The sequence below is a fragment of the Acidovorax sp. Root219 genome (assembly GCF_001428665.1).
Taxonomy (GTDB): domain Bacteria; phylum Pseudomonadota; class Gammaproteobacteria; order Burkholderiales; family Burkholderiaceae_C; genus Acidovorax.
The window spans coordinates 288861-305934 of the sequence record NZ_LMIJ01000011.1 but is presented as its reverse complement, the minus strand read 5'-3'; the positions used below and the strand labels follow the sequence as shown (position 1 = coordinate 305934).

Here is a 17074-nt window from a genome sequence, read left to right as displayed (position 1 = left end):
TGACCTGTGTCAGGTTTTCTTCCTGCGCTGCACGGGTGGGTAGCCCGTGCAGGCCATCATACGGTTACATAGTAACGGGGCCGGAAGGTTTCCTGTTCTCCATTGCGGGCATAACCCAGCGGGTTGGCCACCACCCGGCATGCAAAGGGGCTGCCATCGGCCCGCGTGCCCTGCACCGTGTAGTCGCTCGGCGCATGCAGGTGACCGTGGATCCATACCTGCGCATGGGGCAGCAGCTCATCGAGCACATTGCAAAAGCCGGCCGTACCCGGCACCACGCCGTAGCGCGGGTCGGCGCTGCGCAGGCTCGGCGCAAAGTGGGTGATGGCCACCGTGGTGCCGTCGAAGGGCGTGGCCAGTGCTTCGCGCAGCCACTCTGTGCACACCAGCGCCAGCTCGCGCATGGGCTCGGCCAGGAAGGGCTCGCCGTCCTTGGTGCCGCCGGTCTTGCGCAGGTAGTGGTTGGCCGCGCGAAAGGCCTTTTCGCGCAGCTTCAGGCGCCGGGCGAGATCTGTCACCTGCGCATTGTCCGCCAGCGCGTCGTAGTCCGCCCACAGGGTGGTGGCCACGAAGCGCACGCTGTCCATCACCAGCGTCTCGCGCTCCAGCATGCGGATGCCCAGGCGCTCACAGGTGGCGCGCAGGCGCGCGTGGGCGGTGTCGAAGTCGAGCGCGTCGTACTCATGGTTGCCCGGGACGAACAGCACCGGCGTAGGCCAGCCGGCGAACTGCGGCAGCGGCGAAAAACGCGCCAGGCCGAAGTCCTCGTCCTGCATGCGCCCCCCCTCCTGGTAGGAGCCGATGTCGCCCGCCAGAACCAGCAGGTCGGCGCCCGGTGCGGGCTCGGGCAGGAAATCGGGGTTGGCTTCGAGGTGCAGGTCGGACAGGATCTGGATTTTCATGGGCTGTGCAGTCTAAGGGGTCGCGCCGGCCGAATGGCCGGGCTCCCCTTGGGGAAAGGCGCGCCGTGCCGCGCGCGCCAATGCCGACAGCAGCCAGCCCATGGCCGCCTCCTGCGTGCTGTTGCGGCGCCACAGTGCGTCCACGTGCACGGGCGGCACGTCGAAGGGCAGGTTGCGCTGCACCAGGGCGTCGGCGATCCCGGTCACCGGTACGAAGTGGCGCGGCAGAACGGTCAGCATGTCTGAACCTGAGACCACGCGGCCCGCCGTGAAGAACTGGTTCACCGTGAGCACCACGCGCCGGCGCCGCCCGAGCGATGCCAGCGCCTCGTCGATGAAGCCGAAGGGCCGGCCCGAAAAGCTCACCAGCATGTGGCGTGCCTCGCAGTAGGCATCCAGCGTGAGGGGCGCATGGGCCAGCGGGTGGCCCTGGCGCATCACGCACATGTATTCGCTGTCGTACAGACGCCGGCTCTCGAACGACACCATGCCACCCGACTGCTCGCGCGCCGTGAGGTCGGCCAGCACCGCGGGGAAGTAGCCCACGGCCATGTCGGCTGCCTCTTCCTCCAGCAGCCGGCGCGGGTCGCGCGTGGTCAAGGGCACCACCCGCACCGCGACACCGGGCGCCTCGCTCTCCAGAATCTCCACCAGGCCGGGCACCAGGGTCGCCCCCGTGGCATCAGCCATGGCCAGCACGAAGGTGGATTCGGCCGTGGCCGGGTCGAAGCGGCCGGGTGCCAGCGATTCCTGCAACTGCGTGAGCGCATCGCGAATGGGGGGCCACAGGGCCAGGGCCCGGGGCGTGGGCTCCACGCCCTGGCCGCTGCGCACCACCAGGTCGTCGCCCAGCACCTCGCGCAGGCGGCGCATGGCGTTGCTCACGGCCGGCTGGGTCAGCGACAGCTTGTGCGCCGCCTTGGTCAGGCTGCGCTCGGCCATGACTTCGTCAAAGACCCTGAGCAGGTTCAGGTCGAGGGAGCGGAAGTTGAGGCGGCTGGACATGGTTTCAAATCATCACCAATGTGAATACCAATGATTCAACATATAAATTTGAAAGACTAAAGGGTAAACCCTAGTATTGCGACATCGCCCGGCAATGTCGCCAAAAGCGCTCGATAGGGGAACCGAAATGACCAATTTTGTACACGTGGACTATCCAACCGAACACCCTGGCGTGATCCGCGCCGAAAAGGCTGCGGCTGCCCTCAAGGGCATCGCCGCAGGCTTCGACAGCGCCCGTGGCGCTGCCTCCCTGGTGCTGGCCGCTGTGGTCTCTGCCCTGCTGGTGCTGGCCAACCAGGTGGTCGATCGCTGGACTGAAGGCCACCTGCTGTCGGCCTGGGTCGTGCTGTGGCTGGTGGCGTTTGCCGCCCTCGCCCTGCTGTCCGCACCGGCCCGCCGTGCCGGACTGGCCCTGCGCGCCGCTGCTTCCACCTGGGCCGAAAGCCGCCGCCACGCCGCCGAAGACCGCCGCCACGCCGCCGAAGACCGCCGCACCTGGCATGTCGCCCTGCGCGATCCGCGCATCATGGCCGAACTGAACCATGGGATGAGCGACATCCGCAAGTACTACTGAGCCGGTTAGCTTTTGCGCTGCAAAGCCGTGGCATGCCACGGCTTTTTTGTTGCTGGCGGGGCTGCACCTACAGGCCATCACTGCCGTGAATGGCAGTGATTCAAGATATAAACTTGATAACACATGGGGTAAACCCTAAGATTCAGTCACTCGCCCGGCAATGTCGCCAAAAGCGCTGATAAGGGGAACCGAAATGACCAATTTTGCACACGTTGACTATCCTACCGAACACTCTGGCGTGATCCGCGCCCAAAACGCTGCCGCTGCCATCAAGGGCATCGCAGCCAGCTTTGACAGCGCCCGTGGCGCGTCCTCCCTGCTGCTGGCGGCCGTCGTCTCCGCCCTGCTGGTGGTCGCCAACCAGGTGATCGACACCTGGAGCGAAGGCCACTTGCTGGCCGCCTGGATGGTGCTGTGGCTGGTGGCATTCGCCGCGCTGGCCCTGCTGTCCGTACCTGCCCGCCGTGCTGCCGCTTCGCTGCGTGCCGGCTTCGCCCGCTGGGTCGAAAGCAATCGCCGTGCGGCCGAAGACCAGCGCACCTGGCAAGTCGCCATCCGCGACCCGCGCATCATGGCCGAGCTGAACCATGCCATGGGTGTGCCCACGTTGAACGACATCCGCGGGTACAACTGAGCGGTCAGCCCGCCGGTCGCCGCGCGCGACCGGTCTGGCTACCCTCGCAATACATTCAAGCCGTGGCGTGTGCCACGGCTTTTTTGTTGCTTCTGGGTTTCTCACCAACCACCCTGCCAACACTTCGCCAAAGCGCCTGCCGTGAAAAAGCCGCCCGGACCTTGCAGTCGGGGCGGCTTTTTTATGGTGCCGGCAAGCCAGGCACCAGAAATGCCATCAGGCAGCCAGGCGCTTTTCGATGGCAGCCTTGGTGTCCAGCAGGGCCTGTGGCAGGTGGTAGGCCAACTGCTCGAAGTGCGTCGTGTGGAGCTTGAGCTCTTCGGCCCAGGCGGCCTTGTCGATGCTGGTCACGGTGTTGAACTGGGCAGCGCTGAAATCCAGGCCGGTCCAGTTGATCTCGGCGTAGGCCGGGGCCACGCCGAACATGGTCTCTTCGCCCGTGGCCTTGCCTTCCAGGCGGTCGATCATCCACTTGAGCACGCGCATGTTCTCGCCGTAGCCGGGCCAGACGAACTTGCCGGCCTCGTCCTTGCGGAACCAGTTGGTGGTGTAGATGCGGGGCAGGGTGGCGCCCGATGCAGCCAGCTTCTCGCCCAGGCTCAGCCAGTGCTGGAAGTAGTCGCTCATGTTGTAGCCCATGAAGGGCAGCATCGCGAACGGGTCGCGGCGCACCACGCCCTGCTGGCCAGCGGCAGCGGCTGTCGTCTCGGAGCCCATGGTGGCGGCCATGTAGACGCCTTCGGTCCAGTTGCGTGCCTCGGTCACCAGCGGCACCGTGGTCGAACGGCGGCCGCCGAAGATGAAGGCGTCGATCTTCACGCCCTTGGGGTCGTCCCAGGCGGGGTCGAGCGCGGGGTTGTTGGTGGCGGCCACCGTGAAGCGGGCGTTGGGGTGGGCGGCCTTGGCGCCGGTCTGTTTGGCGATCTCGGGTGTCCAGTCGTTGCCTTGCCAGTCGATCAGGTGGGCGGGCAGGCCGCCGGTGTCCTTTTCCATGCCTTCCCACCAGACGTCGCCGTCATCGGTCAGGGCGACGTTGGTGAAGATCACGTCCTTGTCCAGGCTGGCCATGCAGTTGGGGTTGGTCAGTGTGTTGGTGCCGGGAGCCACGCCGAAGTAGCCAGCCTCGGGGTTGATGGCACGCAGGCTGCCGTCGGACTGGGGCTTGATCCAGGCGATGTCGTCGCCGATGGTGGTGACCTTCCAGCCGTCGAAGGCATCCGGCGGCACCAGCATCGAGAAATTGGTCTTGCCGCAGGCGCTGGGGAAGGCGGCGGCCACATGGTACTTCTGGCCTTCGGGGTTGCTCACGCCCAGGATCAGCATGTGCTCGGCCAGCCAGCCCTGGTCGCGGCCCATGGTGGAGGCGATGCGCAGAGCGAAGCACTTCTTGCCCAGCAGTGCGTTGCCGCCGTAGCCCGAACCGTAGCTCCAGATCTCGCGCGTCTCGGGGTAGTGCACGATGTACTTGGTCTTGTTGCAGGGCCACTTCACGTCGGCCTGGCCGGCGGCCAGGGGAGCGCCCACGGTGTGCACGCAGGGCACGAAATCACCGTCCACGCCCAGCACGTCGTACACGGCCTTGCCCATGCGGGTCATGATCTTCATGTTCACGGCCACATAGGGGCTGTCGGACAGCTCGATGCCCACGTGCGCAATCGGCGAGCCCAGTGGGCCCATGCTGAAGGGCACCACGTACATGGTGCGGCCCTTCATGCAGCCGTCGAACAGGGGCTGCAGCGTGGCACGCATCTCGGCCGGGGCCATCCAGTTGTTGGTCGGGCCGGCGTCTTCCTTGGCGGCCGAGCAGATGTAGGTGCGGTCTTCCACGCGGGCCACGTCGGTCGGGTCCGAGCAGGCCAGGAAGCTGCCGGGGCGCTTGGCGGGGTTGAGCTTCGTGAAGGTGCCGGCATCGACCAGTTGCTGGCACAGGCGGTCGTACTCTTCCTTGCTGCCATCGCACCAGTAGATGTTGTCGGGCTTGCACAGGGCGGCCATGTCGGCCACCCAGGCGATCAGCCGGGCATTCTTGACGTGCGAGGGGGCGTTGAGATTCAGGCCCTGCATGGTGGGTGCGTTCATCGGGAGCTTCCTAAGTTGAAAAACAGTCTTTTCAAAGGAAGCGTCCCGGGACCCGGGGCGAAAGGCCTGGCGCAGGTGCGGATGCTGAGCGCTGCCTTTGAAAAAACGGCTTTCTTGCTCAGTCGGCGGGCGGGGCGCGGGTCATCCCCACGGGGTGGAGGACGGATTCCACGGATTCCGCGGGTCGGCTGGGATGTCGATTTTATGAATCTACCGCCCGCTTGTCTGTCAGACAGGGTCTAAATCCATGCAAAAATTGCATGGGGTTATGTCTTTCAAATGGGCGCGTCAGGCGCCAGTCGAGCCTACCCAGCGCTCGTAGCCGGCCTTGCGCAGGGCGCAGGCCGGGCAGGTGCCGCAGCCGTAGCCCCAGGCGTGGCGCTCGCCGCGCACGCCGTGGTAGCAGGTGTGCGATTGCTCCAGCACCACGTCCACCAGCGCCTGCCCGCCCAGGTCCTTCGCCATTTGCCAGGTGTCGGCCTTGTCCAGCCACATCAGCGGGGTCTCGAAGGTGAAGCGCTGGCCCATGCCCAGCGACACGGCCACCTGCAGCGCCTTCAGCGTGTCGTCGCGGCAGTCCGGGTAGCCTGAGAAGTCCGTCTCGCACATGCCGCCCACCAGGGTGTGCAGCCCGCGCCGGTAGCCCACGGCGGCCGCCAGGTTGAAGAACAACAGGTTGCGCCCGGGCACGAAAGTGTTGGGCAGGCCGGCGGCGGTCATCTGGATCTCGGTCTCGCTGGTCAGCGCCGTGTCGCTGATGCGGCCCAGCACCGCCAGGTCGAGCATGTGGTCCTCGCCGAGCCGGCCAGCCCATTGCGGAAAGCGCTCGCGCACGGCCGCGAGGACGGTCTGGCGGGCCGTGAGCTCGATGTGGTGGCGCTGGCCATAGTCGAAGCCGACGGTCTCGACATGGGCGAAGTGCGTGAGCGCCCAGGCCAGGCAGGTGGTGGAATCCTGTCCACCGGAGAAAAGAACCAATGCGCTTCCGGGTCTCATGGGGCAGCTCCTGGGGGTTGAAGAAAAAAGGACGAAAAAAAGCCCCGCTGCGCGGGGCTACCATGGAAGCGTGTGGGGCGCTCCGTGGCGATCAGGCCATGTTCACGGCGATGAACGCCAGCAAAAACATCATGATGCCGCCCACCACGGGCAGCACGATGGGCATCAGCGGCACCACGTTTTCCACGGCGTCGGCCGGATGCTCTTCAGGGGCGTGGGGGGTATTGTGGTCGGACATGCGGGGCTCCAGATGCTTAAAACTTGCGCAATTCTAGCCGGAGTGGGAGGCAGGACCAACTCCCTCATACGGATTTGCATTCGATCGTATNCAGTGCTGTAGCACGGCAAGGCGAACCAACGACGTTATACGGTTGAAGGCAAATCCGTATCAGATCAGCACGGCTTCCATGCCCCCATCGTGCAGGTGTTGCAGCACCTCTTCGATATGGGCCTTGCCCCGCGTCTGCAGCACCAGTTCGATCTCCACATTCTGCGCGGCCAGCATGGTGAAGGCGCGCTGGTGGTGCACCTCCTCGATGTTGGCGCCCGTGTCGGCCACCATGGCCGTGATGCGTGCCAGCACGCCCGGGATGTCGCGCGCACTGACCTTGACGCGTGCCAGCCGGCCCGAGCGCACCATGCCGCGCTCGATGATGGCCGCCAGCAGCAGCGGGTCGATATTGCCTCCGCACAGCACCAGTCCCACCTTCTTGCCCTTGAAGCGCTCGGGGTAGCGCACCAGTGCCGCCAGGCCGGCGGCGCCTGCGCCCTCGACCAGGGTCTTTTCGATCTCCAGCAGCATCAGCACGGCCTGCTCGATGTCGCCTTCGTCCACCAGCACCAGGTCGTCCACCAGGCGCCGGATGATCTCCTGCGTGATCTTGCCGGGCGTGCCCACGGCAATGCCTTCGGCGATGGTCGAGGTGCCCTGCGGGTGCTGCGTACCCTGGATGGCGTTGACCATGGCCGGGAAGCGCGAGGTCTGCACGCCGATGATCTCGATGCCCGGGCGGATCGCCTTGGCCGCGGTGGCCACGCCCGAGATCAGGCCGCCGCCGCCCACCGCGATCACCAGCGCGTCGAGGTCGGGCACGGCCGCCAGCATCTCCAGCCCCAGCGTGCCCTGGCCGGCAGCCACGGCCTCGTCGTCGTAGGGGTGCACGAAGGTCAGGCTGCGCTGCTCGGCCAGTTGGTAGGCATGGGCGCGCGCTTCTTCGAGCGTGTCGCCGTGCAGCACGACCTCGGCACCGAAGCCGCGCGTGCGCTGCACCTTCACGCCCGGTGTGAAGCGCGGCATCACGATCACCGCATGCAGCCCCAGGCGCTGCGCATGGTAGGCCACCCCCTGGGCATGGTTGCCGGCGCTCATGGCGATCACGCCGCGTGCCTGTTCTTCAGCGCTCAGCTGCATCAGCTTGTTGCAGGCCCCGCGCTCCTTGAAGGAGGCCGTGAACTGCAGGTTCTCGAACTTGAGGAACACCTGGGCGCCCACGATCTGGGAGAGCGTCTTGGACTCGACGCAGGGGGTGTCGAGCACATGGCCCTGGACGCGGGCGGCGGCGGCTTGGATGTCGTTGAGGGTCAGCATGGGTGCCATTGTGGCGCCCCGCAGCGCCTTTTGCGACAGGCTCGCTTCACAGGGCGGTGGAATGCCATGCACGGATTCTTGACTCGGTAACCCCTCGGATCACAGTGTGTTACCGGCCCCACGAGGGGCGGGGTGTACCTTTGCGGGTTTACGGAGGTGCCCGCCATCGCCCGTCCAAAGGCTTTTTTCCATTCGTTGACGCTGTCCGCCATGGCGCTGGTTGTGGGCTCTGCGCATGCTCAGGGCGCCCCGTCACCGCGCCCTGCCTGGCCTGAACTGCTGCAGGCCGAACTCACCCAGGTGGCGGCGCAGAACACCGCCGGCATCGGCGTCTACGTGCGCGATCTGGAGAGCGGAATCGCTGTGTCCCATCGCGGCCAGGAGCGCTGGTACCTGGCCTCCACGGTGAAGATCCCGGTGGCGCTGGCGGTGCTGCAGGCCGTGGAGCGGGGCGACTTCACGCTGGATACCAGGCTGCGCGTGCGTGCTGCCGACTATGTGGACGGTGCGGGCCATACCAACGCCAAGCCCGTTGGGGCGGCGCTGAGCATCCGCTATCTGCTGGAACAGATGGTCATCTACAGCGACAACACGGCTAGCGACATGCTGATCGGGCTGGTCGGCATCCGCGCCGTGAATGCCCTGGTCGAGCAGCTCGTGCCCCGGGGCTTCGAGCGCATCACCAGCCTGGCCGACGTGCGCCGCCATGCCTATGGCTACCTGACGCCGCAGGCGTCCCACCTCTCGGGCCATGACTTCCTCATCATCAAGCGCCAGCGCAGCGACGCGGACCGGGTGCAGGTGCTATCCCGCCTGCTGCACGTGCCGGCCGTGTCCTTCCTGCTGCCCAGTGTGGGCGATGCCTTCGAGGCCTACTACGCGGGCGGGCTGAACTCGGGCCGGCTGGATGCCTATGCTGATCTGCTGGAGCTGCTGGTCAACGGCAAGGTGCTCCATGGCGCGCACACACGCTACCTGCTCGGGGTGATGGAGCGGGTGCAGACGGGGGTCCACCGCGTGCAGGCCGGCTTGCCCAAGACGGCGCGCTTTGCGCACAAGACCGGCACGCAAAGGGCGCGCACATGCGACTCCGGATTGGTCACTGTCCCACGCCTGGGCCGCGACCAGCGGGTTATCGTGGTTGCCTGTACGCGTGGAGAGCTGTCCAGCGCGCGTTCAGACCGTGCCCTGCGCGACGTAGGGGCGGCCCTGTGCAACTCTGGCCTGCTGACCGACGGAAGAACCCATGACCCAGAGTGCCCTCCCGTTGCGCGCGTGGTGCACCGCGCTGATCCTGGCGAGCGCTAGCCTGACGGCGCATGGCGCCGCGTGGAGCGACGCGCTGCGCCAGCAGATCGAGAAGATCGACCAGGCCACTCCCGGGCAGCTCGGGGTCTACGTCAAGCGGCTGGACACTGGCGAGGTGCTGTCTTACCAGGCTGACCGGCCCTGGTACCTGGGCTCCTCGGCCAAGCTGCCGGTGGCCATTGCCCTGCTGCAGGAGGTCGAGCAGGGAAAACACAGCCTTACCGAGCAGGTGACGTTGCAAGACACGGACAAGGTTGACGGCTCGGGCAACGTGGTCTGGAACAAGGCCGGCACCCGCTACCGCTTGGACGCATTGCTCAAGCGCATGCTGATGGAGAGTGACAACACCGCCGCCAACATGCTGATCCGCACCATCGGCGACGACACGCTCAACCGCCGCGCGCGCGACCTGCTCGGTGCCAAGGGGGTCGAGCGCATCACCGATTTCACGCAGGTGCGCTACGACGTGTATGCCGAGTTGCACCCCGGTGCGCGCAAGATGGCCAACATGGACCTGGTGCGGCTGGCTTCCGCACCGATGGGGCCGAAGCGCGTGGATGCGCTGGCGCGCACCATCGACGTGGCCACGACCGACTTGCGCGTGAAGACCATGGACGAGGCCTACCAGCGCTACTACGCGCGCGGACTCAATTCGGCACCGCTTACATCCTACGGCGGCATGCTGGAAAAGCTGGTCACCGGCAAGCTGCTCTCGCCCGCGCACCAGCAGCGCCTGTTCACCGACCTGAAGTACGCCACCTACGACGCCTACCGGCTCGAAGCCGGCCTGCCGCGCAGCGAGCGCTTCATCCACAAGACGGGCACCCAGCTGCACCGCGCCTGCCACATGGGCGTGGTCAACCCGCAGGACGGCGGCCGCGCCGCCATCGTGGTGGCCACCTGCGCCGAGGACCTGGACGAGCATGGCGAGGCCGGCAGGGCCTTCGAGCAGATCGGCCGGGCCCTCACGCAGACCTTCTTTCCGGGCAAGAAGCCCGGCCGCTGAAGCCCTACTGCGCGCAGACGCGCAGCACCTCGCTGCCGTAGGCTTCGAGCTTCTTGGCACCCATGCCGCTGATGCCCTGCAGGTCTTCCAGGGTGGCAGGGTTGCGCTCGGCGATGGCCGCCAGGGTGGCGTCGTGGAAGATCACGTAGGCCGGCAGGTTGTGCTCCTTGGCCACCTCGGCGCGCCAGGCCTTGAGGTTGATGAAGCGCACTTGCGCATCGGGCCCCAGGTTGGCGGCGGCGGCCGGTGGCGCGCTGCCCTTGCGGGTGCGCTTGGCTGGCGCGGCCGACACCGACTCGCGCAGTTGTACCGGCACCTCACCCTTGAGCACGGCGCGCGAGCCTTCGGTGAGGCACAGGGTGTCGAAGCTGTGGCCGCTGTCCAGCATCACCTTCTGCAGGCCCAGGGCGCCGGTGGCGATCAACTGGCGCAGCACGCCGCGCAGCTGGGGCTCTGACAGGTCGGCGCCGATGCCGAAGGTGGAGATCTTCTCGTGCCCGAACTGCAGCACCTTCTCGGTCTGCTTGCCGCGCAGGATGTCCATGATGTGGCCGGCACCAAAGCCGATGCGGCTGACCTGCTGCACCCGGTAGATGGTGGACAGCAGCTTGCGCGCCGCGTCGGTCGCATCCCAGATGGCGGGGGGCGTGAGGCAGTTGTCGCAGTTGCCGCAGGGGGTGGACGCTTCGCCGAAATAGGCCAGTAGCCGAACACGCCGGCAATCGGTGGCCTCGGCCAGGGCCAGCAGCGCGTCGAGCTTGCCGCGCAGCGCCTGCTTGAACTCCTCGCCCGCAGGGCTCTCGTCGATCATGCGGCGCTGGTTGACCACATCGTTCAGGCCATAGGCCATCCAGGCATCGGCGTTCAGGCCGTCGCGGCCCGCGCGGCCGGTCTCCTGGTAGTAGCCCTCGATATTCTTGGGCATGTCCACGTGCGCCACGAAGCGCACGTCGGGCTTGTCGATCCCCATGCCGAAGGCGATGGTGGCCACCATCACGATGCCTTCCTCGCGCAGGAAGCGGTCCTGGTTCCTCTGGCGCACCTTGGTGTCCAGGCCTGCGTGGTAGGGCAGGGCGGTGAGGCCCGCGTCGCTCAGGGTCGAGGCGAGTTCTTCCACGCGCTTGCGCGACTGGCAGTACACCACGCCGGCTTCGCCCGCGTGCTCGCGCTCGATGAAGCGCAGCAGCTGTGTGGTGGCGTCCTTCTTTTCCTCGATGCGGTAGCGGATGTTGGGCCGGTCAAAGCTGCTGATGAACAGCCGCGCGTCCTCGAGCTGCAGGCGCTCGATGATGTCGGCGCGCGTGAGGTCGTCGGCCGTGGCGGTGAGCGCGATGCGCGGCACGCCGGCATAGCGCTCGTGCAGCACCGTGAGGGCGCGGTACTCGGGGCGGAAGTCGTGGCCCCACTGGCTCACGCAATGCGCCTCGTCGATGGCGAAGAGCGACAGGTGCCCCTCGTTGTAAAGGCTGTCGAGCAGGCCCAGGAAGCGCGGCGTGTTCAGCCGCTCGGGTGCCGCGTAGAGCAGCGTGATGGCCCCGGTCTGCAGGCGAAATTCCACGTCCTGCGCCTCGTCGAAGCTCAGCGTGGAGTTCAGGAAGGCCGCATCCACCCCCGCCTCGTGCAGGGCGCCCACCTGGTCGTGCATCAGCGCGATCAGCGGCGAGATGACGATGGTCACCCCGCGCCCCTGCTGCTGGCGCACGATGGCCGGCACCTGGTAGCACAGCGACTTGCCGCCGCCCGTGGGCATCAGCACCAGCGCATCGCTGCCGCCGATCACGTGCTCGACGATGTCCTGCTGGGGGCCCCGGAACTGCTCGTAGCCAAAGACGTCGTGCAGGACGGTGTGGGCGGGTGACGGGGCGGATGACAAAGGACGAGAAGACAAACGAATACTCGGGTTTAAGGGCCGTTGGCGCTTTTTCAGCAAGCGATGGCAGCCAGTTGTATCAATGGGGCCTGGCAGATGCCATTTGGCCTGTTGCGCGGCAGGCGCATATTGTGCGCTGCATGCGGGGCGCGGCCGCACTTTCTACAATAGGGGGATGCAAGCCCTCCACTACACCCGCGCCCAGCAGCTGCCCGACATCCTCGCCCAACGCATCGCCATCCTCGATGGCGCCATGGGCACCATGATCCAGCGCTTCAAGCTGGGCGAGGCGCAGTACCGGGGCGAGGGCTACACCGGCCCCGGCGGTGCGGGCGACCGGTTCAAGGACTTTCCGCGCGACGTCAAGGGCAACAACGAGCTCTTGAGCCTCACGCGGCCCGATGTGATCAGCGACATCCACGAGCGCTACCTGGCCGCCGGTGCCGACCTGATCGAGACCAACACCTTCGGCGCGACCACCATCGCGCAAGAGGACTACAAGATGGCCGACCTGGCGCGCGAGATGAACCTCAAGTCGGCGCAGCTGGCCCGCGCCGCCTGCGACAAGTACAGCACGCCCGACAAGCCGCGCTTCGTGGCCGGCGCCCTGGGCCCCACGCCCAAGACGGCCTCCATCAGCCCCGACGTGAACGACCCCGGCGCGCGCAACGTCGACTTCGAGCAGCTGCGCGCCGCCTACTACGAGCAGACCGAGGCGCTGGTCGAGGGCGGCTCCGACGTGCTGCTGGTCGAGACCATCTTCGACACCCTGAACGCCAAGGCCGCTCTGTTTGCCATCGACGAGTACTTCGAAAACAGCGGCCAGCGCCTGCCGCTGATCATCAGCGGCACCGTCACCGATGCCTCGGGACGCATCCTCTCGGGCCAGACCGTGACGGCCTTCTGGAACAGCGTGCGCCACGCGCGCCCGCTGGCCATCGGCCTGAACTGCGCCCTGGGCGCCACGCTGATGCGCCCCTACATCCAGGAACTGAACCGCGTGGCGGGCGATACCTTCATCAGCTGCTACCCGAACGCCGGCCTGCCCAACCCCATGAGCGACACCGGCTTCGACGAGACGCCCGAAGTTACGAGCCGGTTGGTGCACGAGTTCGCGGCCGAGGGGCTGGTGAACATCGTCGGTGGATGCTGTGGCACCACGCCCGACCACATCGGCGCGATTGCGCGCGCTGTGGAGACGGTACCGGCGCGCCGCATGTTCTACGCCGCCGAGGCCTGAAAACCGGGGCCTTTGCGCCCGATCTGTACGAAAATCGGGCAGGGGCGACGGGTCTTCCGTTGCCCTGCGCCATGCCAACGTGGCATTTTGGATCGCAGCCAAGTGTTCTGGCCGCGGCCGTGCTTTCTTGCCTGCCCCATGCTGACCGACTCCCCCGCCTTGCCCTCCGACGCCGAAATAACTGCCCATGCGGGGAGCCCCAGCGGCGCCGACCGCGAGGCCATCAAGCTCGAAAAACGCCTGGTGCGCCAGGTAAGCCAGGCGATCACCGACTTTGGCCTGATCGCCGATGGCGACAAGGTCATGGTCTGCGTCTCGGGCGGCAAGGACAGCTACGGCATGCTCGACGTGCTGCGCATGCTGCAGCAGCGCAACGGCCACCGCTTCGAGCTCGTCGCCGTCAACCTCGACCAGAAGCAGCCGGGCTTTCCGGCCCAGGTGCTGCCCGGGTACCTCGCGGAGCTGGGCGTGCCCTTCCACATCGAGACGCGCGACACCTACAGCGTGGTCAAGCAGCATGTGCCCGAGGGCAAAACGATGTGCAGCCTGTGCAGCCGCCTGCGCCGGGGCATCCTCTACCGCGTGGCCGACGAGCTGGGCTGCACCAAGATCGCGCTGGGCCACCACCGCGACGACATGCTGCAGACCTTCTTTCTGAACATGTTCTTCGGCGGCAAGCTCAAGGGCATGCCGCCCAAGGTGCAGAGCGACCGGGGCGATCACGTCATTATTCGCCCGCTGGCCTATGTGGCCGAAGCCGATCTCACGCGCTGGGCCGAGCTGCGCGAATTTCCCATCATCCCCTGTACCCTGTGCGGCAGCCAGGAGAACCTGCAGCGCAAGCAGATCGGGCAGATGCTGCGCGACTGGCAGCAGCTGTACCCCGGCCGCATCGAGAACATGGCCGTGGCGCTGCGCAACCTGGTGCCCTCGCACTTCATGGACCCGCGCCACTTCGACTTCCAGGGCCTGGTGGCCAACGGCGTGGCCGATGCCGATGGCGACAAGGCCTTCGATGGCGAGCAATTCCCGCAGGCCATCGCCATGCCGGTGCCGCGCTGAACCCCACACAACCCGATTGGATGGCCCCCCGATGACCGCCCTCAAAGCCCCTGAACTGCTGCTGCCCGCCGGCTCGCTCGACAAGATGCGCGCAGCCTACGATTTCGGTGCCGATGCCGTGTACGCGGGCCAGCCGCGCTACTCGCTGCGCGCGCGCAACAACGAGTTCCGCCTGGAGCAGATCCGCCAGGGCATCGCCGAGGCGCATGCGCGCGGCAAGAAGTTCTTCGTGACCAGCAACCTGATCGCGCACAACGACAAAATCCGCACCTACCTGCGCGACATCGAGCCCGTGATCGACATGAAGCCCGACGCCCTGATCATGGCCGACGCCGGCCTGATCATGATGGTCAAGGAGAAGTGGCCCGAGGTGCCCGTGCACCTCTCGGTGCAGGCCAACACCACCAACTGGGCGGCCGTGAAGTTCTGGCAGAAGATGGGTGTGGAGCGCGTCATCCTCTCGCGCGAGCTGAGCCTGGACGAGATCGCGCAGATCCGCCAGGAATGCCCCGACATGGAGATCGAGGTCTTCGTGCACGGCGCGCTGTGCATCGCCTATTCGGGCCGCTGCCTGCTCAGCGGCTACTTCAACCGCCGCGACCCGAACCAGGGCACCTGCACCAACGCCTGCCGCTGGGGCTATGCCACGCATGGCGCCGATGTGGACCCGACCACGGGCGAAGCCGTGGCGCAGAAGATGGAGGCCGGCTTCGACTTCGCCACCGCCCAGCAGGAGGCCGAGCAGTCGTTCTCTACCTGTGGCGACGGCGCACGCCACCCGGCGGCCGACCAGGTCTATCTGCTCGAAGACCTGGGCCGGCCCGGCCAGCTCATGCCCATCATGGAAGATGAGCACGGTACCTACATCCTCAACAGCAAGGACCTGCGCGCCGTGGAGCATGTGGCGCGCCTGGCGCAGATCGGCGTGAATTCGCTCAAGATCGAAGGCCGCACCAAGAGCCTGTACTACGTGGCGCGCACCGCGCAGGTGTACCGCCGCGCCATCGACGACGCCGTGGCCGGCCGGCCCTTCAACCCCGAACTGCTGGTCGAGCTCGAAGGCCTCTCGAACCGCGGCTACACCGGCGGCCTGCTCGAGCGCCGCCCCAGCCAGGATTACCAGAATTACCTCAGCGGCCATTCGGCCACGCAGCGCAGCCAGTTCGCAGGCGAAGTGCTGGGCGCCGACGGCCAGGACGCCGTGGGCCTCGTCGGCGACTGGGTGCAGGTGGAGACCAAGAACCACTTCGCCGTGGGCGACCTGCTGGAGGTGGTGCACCCGAGCGGCAATGTGCAGTTGCGGCTCGAGCGCATGCACGACATGCACGGCCAGCCCGTGGCCGTGGCCCAGGGCAATCCGGTGCGTGTGTGGATTCCGCTGCCCGCGCGCTATGCGGGCGCCCTGCTGGCGCGGGTGGTGGAGCAGCCGGCCTCCGCGCCCGAACTGGTGGCCTGAGCATGCGACTGCGCTCTGTCTGCTCTGTGGCCGTAGGGCTCGCCGGGTCGGCCCTGTGGGTGCACGGCGCGGCGGCGCAGCAGACGGCACCCGAGGTGCGCCACGTGCAAGGCTCGTGGGTCAACCTGCGCGAGGCCCCGCGCGCCGATGCGCGCGTGCTGGCCCAGGTGCCCGCCAACACCGTGCTGCAGCAGTTGGCCGAGCGCGATGGCTGGTGCGAGGTGTCCTACCGCGGCGATCCGCGCCTGAATGCCGGCGGCAAGGGCGCACTGGCTTCCCCCCTGCCGCTGCAGGCGCACGTGGCCTGCAACCTGCTCGCGCCGGCACCCCTGGCGCTGGTGCAGGCAGCGAAAGACCCGGCACGCGCCTTCTGGGTGGCGCCGTCGCCCAAGCGGCTGCGCGCCTATGGCAATGCCTTGCCCCGCCCCGCCGCGTTGCAGATGCCGGCACTGATCAAGACCCATGCGTTGGGGGCCGAGGTGCGCTATCCGGCCCGGCCCGAGTTCGAGGCCGCCAAGCGGCTGCTGCGCGCCGGCGTACTGCTCGACCCAACGAACGAGATCGCGCGCGGCAAGCCGGTGGACCCGGTGGCCGATATCAGCATCCCGGGGGTACGCCTGGCGCTCAAGCCCATCGCGCCCTCGCGTTTCAAGCGCCATGGCGAGGTGGCGCTGCTGCACGACACCGAGGCCGATGGTCTGGCGGCGGTGGCGGGCAGCCGCCTTGCAGTTGTCCCCACGGATGTGCCCATGGGCGGCCACAACCGCCACAACGGCCCGGAGATCGAATTCGTCACGGGTTTCTGGGACGTGGGCGCGGCCTATCTTGTCTTCGATCCTCCGCTCATGATCTACGCGATCACGCACCAGGGCTTGGTGGGCGCGCAGGGCCTGCGCAAGCGCACCTGGATGATCGACAACGGGGATTTCTATTGCGGGGGCCACTACACCGGCCCCGGGTTCGAAGACCCGCCCGCCGGCGGTGGCGACGAATTGGTCAACGTGAAGGGCTATGCACGCCTGTCTGACACTGCCCAGGTTCTCACCCGCCTGGTAACCGCCACAGCCCTGCCCGCCAGCGCGGTAGCCGTGCAGGCGCGGCGCCACCCCAAGGAATGGACCATTGCGGCCAGCCCTCCCGAGGTGCCCCAGCCCGTGCGCATCCAGACCGCCGTGGTGGCCTACGAGATCGACCTCGACCGCGACGGCATTGCCGACATCCTGCGCATCGAGATTCCGTCCAAGGGCGAGATGTCGGGCCAGCCGGTATTCACGCACCACTGGTACCTCAACGTCGGCGGCCAGTGGTTCCGGGCCGGCCACTGGGTGGACCAGGAATGCACCTGACCAGCCGG

General features: G+C 67.1%; 15 protein-coding genes. 8 read left to right on the top strand and 7 right to left on the bottom strand.

Annotation, left to right across the window (positions count from 1 at the left end; genetic code table 11):
* Positions 1 to 56 precede the first annotated feature (56 nt).
* Positions 57 to 902: a metallophosphoesterase gene (locus tag ASE28_RS12135; RefSeq protein WP_057266768.1), complete on the bottom strand. Its 846-nt coding sequence runs from the start codon at positions 900 to 902 to the stop codon at positions 57 to 59.
* A gap of 12 nt (positions 903 to 914) precedes the next feature.
* Positions 915 to 1907, bottom strand: a complete 993-nt coding sequence (locus ASE28_RS12130) for a LysR family transcriptional regulator (protein ID WP_057266767.1) — start codon at positions 1905 to 1907, stop codon at positions 915 to 917.
* Positions 1908 to 2034: 127 nt separating this feature from the next.
* On the opposite strand from ASE28_RS12130, the gene ASE28_RS12125 reads away from it, so the two are divergent.
* Positions 2035 to 2481 (top strand): hypothetical protein, encoded by a 447-nt coding sequence (locus tag ASE28_RS12125; RefSeq protein ID WP_057266766.1) that lies wholly within the window; start codon positions 2035 to 2037, stop codon positions 2479 to 2481.
* 193 nt (positions 2482 to 2674) lie between these two features.
* Entirely contained in the window at positions 2675 to 3115 is a 441-nt protein-coding gene (locus ASE28_RS12120) for a hypothetical protein (protein WP_057200304.1), read from the top strand.
* A 216-nt stretch (positions 3116 to 3331) separates the two neighbouring features.
* Here the strand turns inward: ASE28_RS12120 and ASE28_RS12115 are convergent, their stop codons facing one another.
* The 4 genes from ASE28_RS12115 to ASE28_RS12105 form a co-directional block, all read right to left on the bottom strand.
* Positions 3332 to 5194, bottom strand: a complete 1863-nt coding sequence (locus ASE28_RS12115) for a phosphoenolpyruvate carboxykinase (GTP) (RefSeq protein ID WP_057266765.1) — start codon at positions 5192 to 5194, stop codon at positions 3332 to 3334.
* A gap of 288 nt (positions 5195 to 5482) precedes the next feature.
* Positions 5483 to 6190, bottom strand: coding sequence for a 7-cyano-7-deazaguanine synthase QueC (gene queC, locus ASE28_RS12110; RefSeq protein ID WP_057200302.1), 708 nt, complete (start codon positions 6188 to 6190; stop codon positions 5483 to 5485).
* A gap of 91 nt (positions 6191 to 6281) precedes the next feature.
* The gene (locus ASE28_RS32600; RefSeq protein ID WP_007860492.1) at positions 6282 to 6428 is read right to left on the bottom strand and encodes a hypothetical protein; all 147 of its coding nucleotides are present in this window, start codon (positions 6426 to 6428) and stop codon (positions 6282 to 6284) included.
* Between the two features lie 150 nt (positions 6429 to 6578).
* Positions 6579 to 7778 carry a threonine ammonia-lyase gene (locus tag ASE28_RS12105; RefSeq protein WP_057267278.1) on the bottom strand — a complete coding sequence of 400 codons (1200 nt, stop codon included), beginning with the start codon at positions 7776 to 7778 and terminating at the stop codon, positions 6579 to 6581.
* Positions 7779 to 7988: 210 nt separating this feature from the next.
* Here ASE28_RS12105 and ASE28_RS12100 point away from each other — a divergent pair, with 210 nt between their 5' ends.
* Entirely contained in the window at positions 7989 to 9086 is a 1098-nt protein-coding gene (locus tag ASE28_RS12100; protein ID WP_082608071.1) for a serine hydrolase, read from the top strand.
* Positions 9025 to 10092 carry a serine hydrolase gene (locus ASE28_RS12095; RefSeq protein WP_057266763.1) on the top strand — a complete coding sequence of 356 codons (1068 nt, stop codon included), beginning with the start codon at positions 9025 to 9027 and terminating at the stop codon, positions 10090 to 10092. Before ASE28_RS12100 ends, ASE28_RS12095 begins: the two co-directional genes overlap by 62 nt.
* A 4-nt stretch (positions 10093 to 10096) precedes the next feature.
* Here the strand turns inward: ASE28_RS12095 and recQ are convergent, their stop codons facing one another.
* Positions 10097 to 11980, bottom strand: coding sequence for a DNA helicase RecQ (gene recQ / locus ASE28_RS12090; RefSeq protein ID WP_235516109.1), 1884 nt, complete (start codon positions 11978 to 11980; stop codon positions 10097 to 10099).
* A gap of 157 nt (positions 11981 to 12137) precedes the next feature.
* On the opposite strand from recQ, the gene ASE28_RS12085 reads away from it, so the two are divergent.
* The 4 genes from ASE28_RS12085 to ASE28_RS12070 all read left to right on the top strand — a co-directional run bounded on the left by ASE28_RS12085 (position 12138) and on the right by ASE28_RS12070 (position 17066).
* Positions 12138 to 13202 carry a homocysteine S-methyltransferase family protein gene (locus ASE28_RS12085; RefSeq protein WP_057200298.1) on the top strand — a complete coding sequence of 355 codons (1065 nt, stop codon included), beginning with the start codon at positions 12138 to 12140 and terminating at the stop codon, positions 13200 to 13202.
* A gap of 138 nt (positions 13203 to 13340) precedes the next feature.
* On the top strand, positions 13341 to 14264 hold the full coding sequence (gene ttcA / locus ASE28_RS12080; protein WP_057200297.1) for a tRNA 2-thiocytidine(32) synthetase TtcA: 924 nt from the start codon (positions 13341 to 13343) through the stop codon (positions 14262 to 14264).
* Between the two features lie 31 nt (positions 14265 to 14295).
* Entirely contained in the window at positions 14296 to 15720 is a 1425-nt protein-coding gene (gene yegQ / locus ASE28_RS12075) for a tRNA 5-hydroxyuridine modification protein YegQ (RefSeq protein ID WP_057266761.1), read from the top strand.
* 2 nt (positions 15721 to 15722) lie between these two features.
* Positions 15723 to 17066: an SH3 domain-containing protein gene (locus ASE28_RS12070; protein WP_057266760.1), complete on the top strand. Its 1344-nt coding sequence runs from the start codon at positions 15723 to 15725 to the stop codon at positions 17064 to 17066.
* The last annotated feature ends 8 nt before the right edge of the window (positions 17067 to 17074 follow it).

What these genes read in the sequence shown, in the direction of transcription:
- ASE28_RS12120 (WP_057200304.1), top strand. Translation starts at nt 2,675, where the DNA reads ATGACCAATTTTGCACACGTTGACTATCCTACCGAACACTCTGGCGTG.
- ASE28_RS12085 (WP_057200298.1), top strand. Translation starts at nt 12,138, where the DNA reads ATGCAAGCCCTCCACTACACCCGCGCCCAGCAGCTGCCCGACATCCTC.
- ASE28_RS12095 (WP_057266763.1), top strand. Translation starts at nt 9,025, where the DNA reads ATGACCCAGAGTGCCCTCCCGTTGCGCGCGTGGTGCACCGCGCTGATC.
- ttcA (WP_057200297.1), top strand. Translation starts at nt 13,341, where the DNA reads ATGCTGACCGACTCCCCCGCCTTGCCCTCCGACGCCGAAATAACTGCC.
- ASE28_RS12100 (WP_082608071.1), top strand. Translation starts at nt 7,989, where the DNA reads ATGGCGCTGGTTGTGGGCTCTGCGCATGCTCAGGGCGCCCCGTCACCG.
- ASE28_RS32600 (WP_007860492.1), bottom strand. Translation starts at nt 6,428, where the DNA reads ATGTCCGACCACAATACCCCCCACGCCCCTGAAGAGCATCCGGCCGAC.
- yegQ (WP_057266761.1), top strand. Translation starts at nt 14,296, where the DNA reads ATGACCGCCCTCAAAGCCCCTGAACTGCTGCTGCCCGCCGGCTCGCTC.
- ASE28_RS12105 (WP_057267278.1), bottom strand. Translation starts at nt 7,778, where the DNA reads ATGCTGACCCTCAACGACATCCAAGCCGCCGCCGCCCGCGTCCAGGGC.
- ASE28_RS12130 (WP_057266767.1), bottom strand. Translation starts at nt 1,907, where the DNA reads ATGTCCAGCCGCCTCAACTTCCGCTCCCTCGACCTGAACCTGCTCAGG.
- ASE28_RS12070 (WP_057266760.1), top strand. Translation starts at nt 15,723, where the DNA reads ATGCGACTGCGCTCTGTCTGCTCTGTGGCCGTAGGGCTCGCCGGGTCG.
- ASE28_RS12125 (WP_057266766.1), top strand. Translation starts at nt 2,035, where the DNA reads ATGACCAATTTTGTACACGTGGACTATCCAACCGAACACCCTGGCGTG.
- queC (WP_057200302.1), bottom strand. Translation starts at nt 6,190, where the DNA reads ATGAGACCCGGAAGCGCATTGGTTCTTTTCTCCGGTGGACAGGATTCC.
- ASE28_RS12135 (WP_057266768.1), bottom strand. Translation starts at nt 902, where the DNA reads ATGAAAATCCAGATCCTGTCCGACCTGCACCTCGAAGCCAACCCCGAT.
- ASE28_RS12115 (WP_057266765.1), bottom strand. Translation starts at nt 5,194, where the DNA reads ATGAACGCACCCACCATGCAGGGCCTGAATCTCAACGCCCCCTCGCAC.